The 8,491-nt window shown below is 73.9% G+C and carries 5 protein-coding genes; 2 read left to right on the top strand and 3 right to left on the bottom strand.

Features of this window, described 5'->3' with window-relative positions:
* Positions 1 to 114: 114 nt before the first annotated feature.
* The 3 genes from AB0927_RS36430 to AB0927_RS36420 all read right to left on the bottom strand — a co-directional run bounded on the left by AB0927_RS36430 (position 115) and on the right by AB0927_RS36420 (position 3,679).
* Positions 115 to 1,314, bottom strand: a complete 1,200-nt coding sequence (locus AB0927_RS36430; RefSeq protein ID WP_366672121.1) for an MFS transporter — start codon at positions 1,312 to 1,314, stop codon at positions 115 to 117.
* 168 nt (positions 1,315 to 1,482) lie between these two features.
* Entirely contained in the window at positions 1,483 to 2,439 is a 957-nt protein-coding gene (gene meaB / locus AB0927_RS36425) for a methylmalonyl Co-A mutase-associated GTPase MeaB (protein ID WP_366672120.1), read from the bottom strand.
* Between the two features lie 40 nt (positions 2,440 to 2,479).
* A complete protein-coding gene (locus AB0927_RS36420; RefSeq protein WP_366672119.1) occupies positions 2,480 to 3,679 on the bottom strand; it encodes an acetyl-CoA C-acetyltransferase in 1,200 nt (399 codons plus the stop codon).
* Positions 3,680 to 3,829: 150 nt separating this feature from the next.
* Here AB0927_RS36420 and mce point away from each other — a divergent pair, with 150 nt between their 5' ends.
* Together mce and scy are read left to right on the top strand one after the other, a co-directional pair.
* Positions 3,830 to 4,270: a methylmalonyl-CoA epimerase gene (gene mce, locus AB0927_RS36415; protein WP_366672118.1), complete on the top strand. Its 441-nt coding sequence runs from the start codon at positions 3,830 to 3,832 to the stop codon at positions 4,268 to 4,270.
* Positions 4,271 to 4,480: 210 nt separating this feature from the next.
* Positions 4,481 to 8,362 carry a polarized growth protein Scy gene (gene scy / locus AB0927_RS36410; protein ID WP_366672117.1) on the top strand — a complete coding sequence of 1,294 codons (3,882 nt, stop codon included), beginning with the start codon at positions 4,481 to 4,483 and terminating at the stop codon, positions 8,360 to 8,362.
* Positions 8,363 to 8,491 lie beyond the last annotated feature (129 nt).

Below are 8,491 nucleotides of genomic sequence, written 5' to 3'. Positions count from 1 at the left end.
GATCGGCGTGCCGGACCCCGCGTCTGCGCCAAGATCCGCCGGACACCCCCTAGCCAGGACCTCGGCCCGCCGCGCGGTTCCGCGCGGCGGGCCCGGGTGCGCGCAGCCGCGCGATCAGCCGCGACGCGCCAGCCGGGCACCGGCGGCCCCGGCCGCGAGGGCGGACGCCAGCGCGGCCGTACCCGCCACCAGGAAGCAGATCCCCAGCGGCAGCCGGCCGATCAGCAGCCCCGTCGCCAGCGCTCCCGTCGAAGTCCCCGCGTTCACCCCCATGTTCACCCACGCCCCGGCCTGCGTGCGGGACTCCGAGCGCACCGATTCGTCGGCCGCGAGGTAGGCCGTCGTCAGGGTCGGGGCGAGGAACACGCCGGCCACGACCAGCGCGGCGGTGAGCACCCAGAGGTCGGGGGCCAGACCGGCCGCCGCGACGGCCAGGCCCAGCACCACCGCGAAGCGGAGCAGCCGCGTGCGGGCCGGCACCAGCCACCGCACCGCCCCGTTGGCGAGACCCCCCAGCGCGCTGCCCGCCGACATCGCGCCCAGGACCCAGGGGACCAGGGCGGTGTCGTACGCGTGCGCGGAGGCGTAGGCCATGGTCAGCAGGTCCACCCCGCTGAGGGTGAGCCCGACGCCGAGGGCGACGACGACGGGGGCGAGCAGGCCGGAGACGGTGCCGAGCCGCCCGCCCCGGGTCACCGGCCGCGGGCCCGGCATCACCGGCGAGGCGACGAACACCCCGGTCCCGCCCACGATCAGCACCGCGCTGAGCACGATGCCGGACGCCGGCGGGGCGAACCCGGTCAGGATGCCGACCAGGACGGGCCCGGAGACGAAGAGCAGCTCCTCCGCGACGCCGTCCAGGCTGTAGGCGCGCTGCAACAGGTGCCGGTCGGGGGCGAGTTCGCTCCACAGCGACCGCATCGTCGGCCCCAGCGGCGGCGTACACGCGCCCGCGAGCGCCGCCGCCGTGGCGAGCAGCGCCACCGGCGCGCCGGGGCGCCAGGTCAGGACGGCGAGCAGGGCCAGCAGGACGCCGTAGACGAGCGCCATGGGGCCGAGGGCCCGGCGGGGTCCGTGCCGGTCGATCAGGGCGCCGCGCACCGGCATCAGGAAGACCGACGCGGCGCCGAACAGGGACATCACCGCGCCGGAGACGGCGTAGGAACCGGTGGCACGCGTGACGGACAGCAGCACCGAGATCGACACGGTGCCGTAGGAGAGGCGGGCGGTCAGGGCCGCGACGAAGGTGCGGCGGGCGTGCGGAAGACGCAGGACGGCGGCGTACGAGGGCCGCGCGGGAGCATGCGTGGACATGCGGGGGTTCCTCTGGTGGAGGCGGAAAAGGGCATACCGGGGCACGCGAGCGCCGGAATCGTCATCGGCCTCGCGTGCGGGGTACGCCCTATGCCATGAGGAGGAACATGGCACCCAACTTAGCCGCCCGGTACGGGCGTTGGCCAGGCCGCGTCCGCCCGGCCCGGCTCAGCCCGCCGTGAGCCCCGCCACCAGCTCGTCCGCCGCGCGGTACGGGTCGAGCTCACCGGCGACGATCCGCTCCGCGAGCGCGCCAAGGCGCCGGTCGCCGTGCAGGTCCCCGATGCGCTCGCGCAGGGCGGTGACCGCGATGGTCTCCACCTCGCGGGCCGCGCGGGCGCGCCGGCGTTCGGCGAGGACCCCGTGCTCCTCCATCCAGGCGCGGTGCTTGTCCAGGGCCTCGACCACCTCGTCCACGCCCTCGGCGCGGGACGCGACCGTCTTCACGATCGGCGGCCGCCACTCGCCGGGCTTGCGGGCCTCGCCGAGGCCCAGCATGTGGTTCAGCTCGCGGGCGGTGGCGTCGGCGCCGTCCCGGTCCGCCTTGTTGACGACGTAGACGTCGCCGATCTCCAGGATGCCCGCCTTGGCGGCCTGGATGCCGTCGCCCATGCCCGGGGCCAGCAGCACCACGCTGGTGTCCGCCTGGGCGGCGATCTCCACCTCCGACTGGCCCACGCCCACCGTCTCGACCAGGATCACGTCGCAGCCCGCCGCGTCCAGGACGCGGATCGCCTGCGGGGCGGACCAGGCGAGGCCGCCGAGGTGGCCCCGGGTGGCCATGGAGCGGATGTAGACGCCGGGGTCGGAGGCGTGCTCCGACATGCGCACGCGATCGCCGAGCAGGGCGCCGCCGGAGAAGGGCGAGGACGGGTCGACGGCCAGGACGCCGACCCGCTTGCCCTGCTTGCGGTAGGCCGCGACGAGCGCGGAGGTGGAGGTCGACTTGCCGACGCCGGGCGAGCCGGTCAGGCCCACCACACAGGCGTTGCCGGTCAGCGGGGCCAGCGCCGCCATGACCTCCCTGAGCTGCGGGGACGCCCCCTCCACCAGGGAGATCAGCCGGGCCACGGCCCGCGGCCGGCCGTCCCTGGCCTGGGCCACCAGAGAGGAGACGTCCTGCATCACACAGCTCCGTTCACTTCACCGACCTGACGAAAAGGACTCAGGCCTTCGGTACCCGCACGATCAGCGCGTCGCCCTGGCCGCCGCCACCGCACAGCGCGGCCGCGCCGACGCCGCCGCCCCGGCGCTTGAGCTCCAGCGCCAAGTGGAGCACGAGGCGGGCGCCGGACATGCCGATCGGGTGGCCGAGCGCGATCGCGCCGCCGTTGACGTTCACCTTTTCCGTGGAAACACCGAGGTCCTTCATTGACTGCACGGCGACGGAGGCGAAGGCCTCGTTGATCTCGATGAGGTCGAGGTCGGCGACCTCCTTGCCCTCCTTCTTGAGGGCGTTGAGGATCGCGTTGGACGGCTGGGAGTGCAGCGAGTTGTCCGGGCCCGCGACATTGCCGTGCGCGCCGATCTCGGCGAGCCACTCCAGACCCAGCTCCTCGGCCTTGGCCTTGCTCATCACGACCACGGCGGCGGCGCCGTCGGAGATCGGCGAGGAGGTGCCGGCCGTGATGGTGCCGTCCTTGGCGAAGGACGGGCGCAGCTTGGCCAGGGCCTCCACGGTGGTGTCGGGGCGGATGCCCTCGTCCTTGCTGAACAGGATCGGGTCGCCCTTGCGCTGCGGGATCTCCACGGGGGTGATCTCCGCCTCGAACACGCCGTTCTTCTGCGCGGCGGCGGCCCGCTGGTGGGACAGGGCGCCGAACTCGTCCTGCACCGCGCGGCCGATGCCGAGCCGGGTGTTGTGGCGCTCGGTCGACTCGCCCATGGCGATGTGCTCGAAGGAGTCGGTCAGACCGTCGTGCGCCATCGCGTCGATCATCTCGATGGCGCCGTACTTGTAGCCCTCACGGGACTTGGGCAGCAGGTGCGGCGCGTTGGTCATGGACTCCATGCCGCCCGCCACGACGATGTCGAACTCGCCGGCGCGGATCAGCTGGTCGGCCAGGGCGATGGCGTCGAGCCCGGACAGGCACACCTTGTTGATGGTGAGGGCCGGGACGCTCATCGGGATGCCACCCTTGACGGCGGCCTGGCGGGCCGGGATCTGACCGGCGCCGGCCTGCAGCACCTGGCCCATGATCACGTACTGCACCTGATCGCCGCCGATGCCCGCGCGGTCCAGGGCGGCCTTGATCGCGAGGCCGCCCAGGTCGGCCGCGGAGAAGGACTTGAGGGAGCCCAGCAGTCGTCCCATGGGCGTACGGGCGCCCGCGACGATCACCGAGCTGTTCGTTCCAGAAGACATGAGGGTGCGATCCCCTTCCAGCTACGCAGAGCCGAGGAGTGAACGAGGGTTTACTTCGAATGTACTGAGAGTCACTCAGTGCCGTCATCGTCCTGTCGGTGTGATCGCGCGCACGTTGCGTAACCAACGTCGTGGCGCTCCACTGAAACCATGCTGACGCGAATCGACCACATCGGGATCGCCTGCCACGACCTCGACGCCACCGTCGAGTTCTACCGGGCCACATACGGATTCGAGGTGTTCCACACCGAGGTCAACGAGGAACAGGGCGTGCGCGAGGCCATGCTCAAGATCAACGAGACCTCGGACGGCGGCGCCTCCTACCTCCAGCTCCTGGAGCCGACCCGCGAGGACTCCGCGGTCGGCAAGTGGCTGGCCAAGAACGGCGAGGGTGTGCACCACATCGCCTTCGGCACGGCGGACGTCGACGCCGACTCGCAGGACATCCGGGACAAGGGCGTCCGGGTGCTCTACGACGAGCCGCGGCGCGGTTCCATGGGGTCCAGGATCACCTTCCTCCACCCCAAGGACTGCCACGGAGTCCTCACAGAACTGGTGACTTCGGCCCCGGTTGAGTCCGCCGAGCACTGACCGCCGTACATAAGGGCCGGTAGGGTTGGGGGCGGTCGTCCCTGAACGTCTGGGGGCGGCCGCATGCCGGGGTCCGGGTTTCGGGGGACGTGCGTCGGGGCAGCTGACCGTGCTCCGCCGTTGATCTGACACCATTTCCCCGGGGGCCCCGTTCGGCGGTTGGACGTGGCTCGTTGGAGAAGCTGACCAGGGGACGGATGGGACCGCGCAGTGCGGGGCTACGAGAGCCAGGAGCGAGAGCCGGCGGCTGACGTCGACCACCTCTCTCGGTTCGAGGCCGAGATGAAGCGGCTGAGGACCGAGCGGGAGAAGGCGATCCAGCACGCCGAGGACCTCGGCTACCAGGTCGAGGTGCTGCGCGCCAAGCTGCACGAGGCGCGCCGCACCCTGATGACCCGTCCCGCCTTCGACGGCGGCGACATCGGCTACCAGGCCGAACAGTTGCTCCGCAATGCCCAGATGCAGGCGGAACAGCTCCGGCAGGACGCCGAGCGCGAGCTGAGCCAGGTCCGCGCGCAGACCCAGCGGATCCTCCAGGAGCACGCCGAGCAGGCGGCCCGGCTCCAGGCCGAGCTGCACCAGGAGGCGGTGACCCGGCGCCAGCAGCTCGACCAGGAGCTGGCCGAGCGCAGGGCGACCGTCGAGTCGCACGTCAACGAGAACGTGGCGTGGGCGGAGCAGCTGCGCTCCCGCACCGAGCAGCAGGCCCGCCGGCTGCTGGACGAGTCCCGCGCCGAGGCCGAGCAGGCGATGGCCGCCGCCCGCGCGGAGGCCGAGCGGCTGACCCGCGAGGCCCGGGACCGGCTGCGCGGCGAGGCCGAGGAGGCCCGCGCCGAGGCCGAGCAGATCCTGCGCCGGGCCCGCACCGACGCCGAGCGGCTGCTGAACGCGGCGTCCGCACAGGCGCAGGAGGCCACCGAGCACGCCGAGCGGCTGCGCACCACCACGGCCACCGAGTCGGACACCGCCCGCCGGCAGGCGAGCGAGCTGAGCCGGGCCGCCGAGAAGCGGATCGCCGAGGCGGAGGAGGCGCTGCGCAGGGCGCAGTCCGAGGCCGAGAAGCTGGTCACCGAGGCCGAGGAGGCCGCCGCCAGGACCCTGGCGAGCGCCGAGGCGGCCAACGAGACCCGCACCCGCACCGCCAAGGAGCAGGTGGCGCGGCTGGTCGGGGAGGCCACCAAGGAGGCGGAGACCACCCGCTCGGAGGCCGAGCAGCTGGTGGCGGACGCCCGCGCCGAGGCGGAGAAGATCGTCGCCGAGGCCGCCGAGAAGGCGCGTACGGCCACCGCCGAGGAGACCGCGACCCAGCTGTCCAAGGCGGCCAGGACCGCCGAGGAGGTCCTCAACAAGGCGTCGGAGGACGCCCAGCGGACCACCAGGGAGGCCGCCGAGAAGGCCGAGCGGATCCGCAAGGAGGCCGAGGCCGAGGCGGACCGGCTGCGCGCCGAGGCGCACGACATCGCCGAGCAGCTCAAGGGCGCGGCGAAGGACGACACCGAGGAGTACCGCGCCAAGACGGTCGAGCTCCAGGAGGAGGCCCGCCGGCTGCGCGGCGAGGCCGAGCAGCTGCGTTCCGACGCGGTGGCCGAGGGCGAGTCGATCCGCGCGGAGGCCCGCCGGGAGTCGGTCACCCAGATCGAGGAGGCGGCCAGGTCCGCCGAGGAGCTGCTGGCCAAGGCCAAGGCGGACGCCGACGAGCTGCGGCAGAAGGCGACCGCCGACAGCGAGAAGGTCCGCACCGAGGCCATCGAGCGCGCCACGGCGCTGCGCCGGCAGGCCGAGGAGACTCTGGAGCGCGCCCGCGCGGAGGCCGAGCGGCTGCGCGCCGAGGCCGACGAGCAGGCCGGGTCCGTCCGGGCGGACGCCGAGAAGGCGGCCCGGGAGCTGCGCGAGGAGACCGACAAGGCGGTCGAGGCGCGGCGCGCGGAGGCCGCCGAGGAACTGACCCGGCTGGGTGACGAGGCGCAGGAGCGGCTGACGTCGGCCGAGCAGGCGCTGACCGAGGCCCGCGAGGAGGCCGCGCGGATCCGCAAGGAGGCCGCCGAGGAGGCCGAGCGGCTGCGCGCCGAGGCCGCCGAGCGGATCCGGGCGCTCCAGGAGCAGGCCGAGGCCGAGGCGGAACGGCTGCGCACCGAGGCGGCGTCCGACGCGGCCGCGTCCCGCGCCGAGGGCGAGAGCGTCGCCGTACGGCTGCGCGGCGAGGCCGCGGCCGAGGCGGAGCGGCTGAAGACCGAGGCGCAGGAGAGTGCCGACCGGGTGCGCGCGGAGGCGCAGGCCGCCGCCGAGCGGCTGGCCGCCGAGGCGTCCGAGACGCTGGCCGCCGCCCAGGAGGAGGCCGCCCGGCGCCGCCGCGAGGCCGAGGAACTGCTGGGCGCGGCCCGCGAGGAGGCCGACGAGGAGCGCCGGCGGGCCCGCGAGCAGAGCGAGGAGCTGCTGGCCTCGGCGCGCAAGCGGGTCGAGGACGCGGGGGCCGAGGCGGTCCGCCTGGTCGAGGACGCCGAGCGGCGCGCCGGTGAGATGGTGTCCGCCGCCGAGCAGCACGCGCAGCAGGTGCGGGACTCCGTGGCCGGGCTGCACGAGCAGGCGCAGGAGGAGATCGCCGGGCTGCGTTCGGCCGCCGAGCACGCGGCGGAGCGCACGAAGCGGGAGGCCGAGGAGGAGGCCGAGCGGCTGCGGGCCGACGCGCACGCCGAGCGGGAGCGGGCGAGCGCGGACGCGGGGCGGCTGCGGCAGGAGGCGCAGGAGGAGTCCGAGACGGCCCGGTCGCTGGCCGAGCGCACCCTCGCGGAGGCGACGGCGGAGGCCGAGCGGCTGCGTTCGGACGCGGGCGAGTACGCGCAGCGGGTGCGCACCGAGGCGTCCGACGCGCTGGCGGAGGCCGACCAGGCGGCGGCGCGGACCCGGGCGGACGCCCGCGAGGACGCCAACCGCATCCGGTCGGACGCGGCGACGCAGGCGGACACGCTCATCACGGAGGCGCGCAAGGAGGCCGAGCTTCTCCAGACGGAGACGATCGCGGAGGCGGAGCGGCTCCAGACGGAGTCCGTGGCGGAGGCCGAGCGGGTGCGCGCCGAGGCGCGGACGGCCGCCGATCGGCTGGTCGGCGAGGCCACCACGGAGGCGGAGCGGCTGCGGGCCGAGGCCGCCGAGACCGTGGGCTCCGCGCAGGCGCACGCCGAGCGGACGCGGGCCGAGGCCGAGCGGGTCAAGGCGGACGCGGAGGCGGAGGCCGAGCGGCTCGTCGGTACGGCGCGCGAGGAGGCCGAGCGGACCCTGGACGAGGCCCGCAAGGACGCCAACAAGCGGCGTTCGGAGGCGGCCGAGCAGGTCGACAGGCTCATCGGCGAGACCACGGCCGAGGCCGACAAGCTGCTCACCGAGGCACAGCAGCAGGCGCTGAAGACCACGGCGGACGCCGAGGCACAGGCCGACACCATGGTGGGCGCCGCCCGCAGCGAGGCCGAGCGGATCGTCTCCGAGTCGACCATCGAGGGCAACTCCCTGGTGGAGAAGGCCCGGACCGACGCGGACGAGCTGCTGGTGGGCGCGCGCCGGGACGCGACCGCGATCCGGGAGCGGGCGGAGGAGCTGCGCGAGCGGGTCACCGCGGAGATCGAGGAGCTGCACACGCGGGCCCGCCGCGAGGCCGCCGAGACGATGAAGTCCACCGGTGACCGCTGCGACGCGCTCATCAAGGCCGCCGAGGAGCAGCTGGAGAAGGCCCAGGCGAAGGCGAAGGAGATCCTCTCGGACGCCGACTCCGAGGCGGGCAAGGTGCGCATCGCGGCCGTCAAGAAGGCGGAGGGCCTGCTGAAGGAGGCCGAGCAGAAGAAGGCGCGGCTGGTCAAGGAGGCCGAGGAGCTCAAGGCGGAGGCGATCCGGGAGGCGCGGCACTCGGTCGAGGAGGGCAAGCGCGAGCTGGAGGTCCTGGTGCGCAGGCGCGAGGACATCAACGCCGAGATCTCCCGCGTCCAGGACGTGCTGGACGCGCTGGAGTCCTTCGAGGCGCCGGGCGCCGGCAAGGACGGCTCGGTCAAGGCGAGCGCGACGGTCGGCGCCCCCCGTTCGGGTGGCAAGTCCTCGGACGGCTAGCATTCGAGGGGTGTTTCGGTGTCGACTGAGGGCTTTGCCCTGCTTGTTGGCAAGCCCTCTGGCGGTCAGCCACTCAAAAGAGGTGTCATTCTCCAGATCAAACACGTATCCGCTCGATGACACACCGCT

The sequence above is a fragment of the Streptomyces sp. NPDC048106 genome, from assembly GCF_040706415.1.
Taxonomy (GTDB): domain Bacteria; phylum Actinomycetota; class Actinomycetes; order Streptomycetales; family Streptomycetaceae; genus Streptomyces.
This window is presented reverse-complemented; position numbering and strand designations above follow the sequence as displayed.

Excerpts from the sequence above, each read along its gene's own strand:
- AB0927_RS36420 (WP_366672119.1), bottom strand. The coding sequence starts at position 3,679 with ATGTCTTCTGGAACGAACAGCTCGGTGATCGTCGCGGGCGCCCGTACG.
- mce (WP_366672118.1), top strand. The coding sequence starts at position 3,830 with ATGCTGACGCGAATCGACCACATCGGGATCGCCTGCCACGACCTCGAC.
- AB0927_RS36430 (WP_366672121.1), bottom strand. The coding sequence starts at position 1,314 with ATGTCCACGCATGCTCCCGCGCGGCCCTCGTACGCCGCCGTCCTGCGT.
- meaB (WP_366672120.1), bottom strand. The coding sequence starts at position 2,439 with ATGCAGGACGTCTCCTCTCTGGTGGCCCAGGCCAGGGACGGCCGGCCG.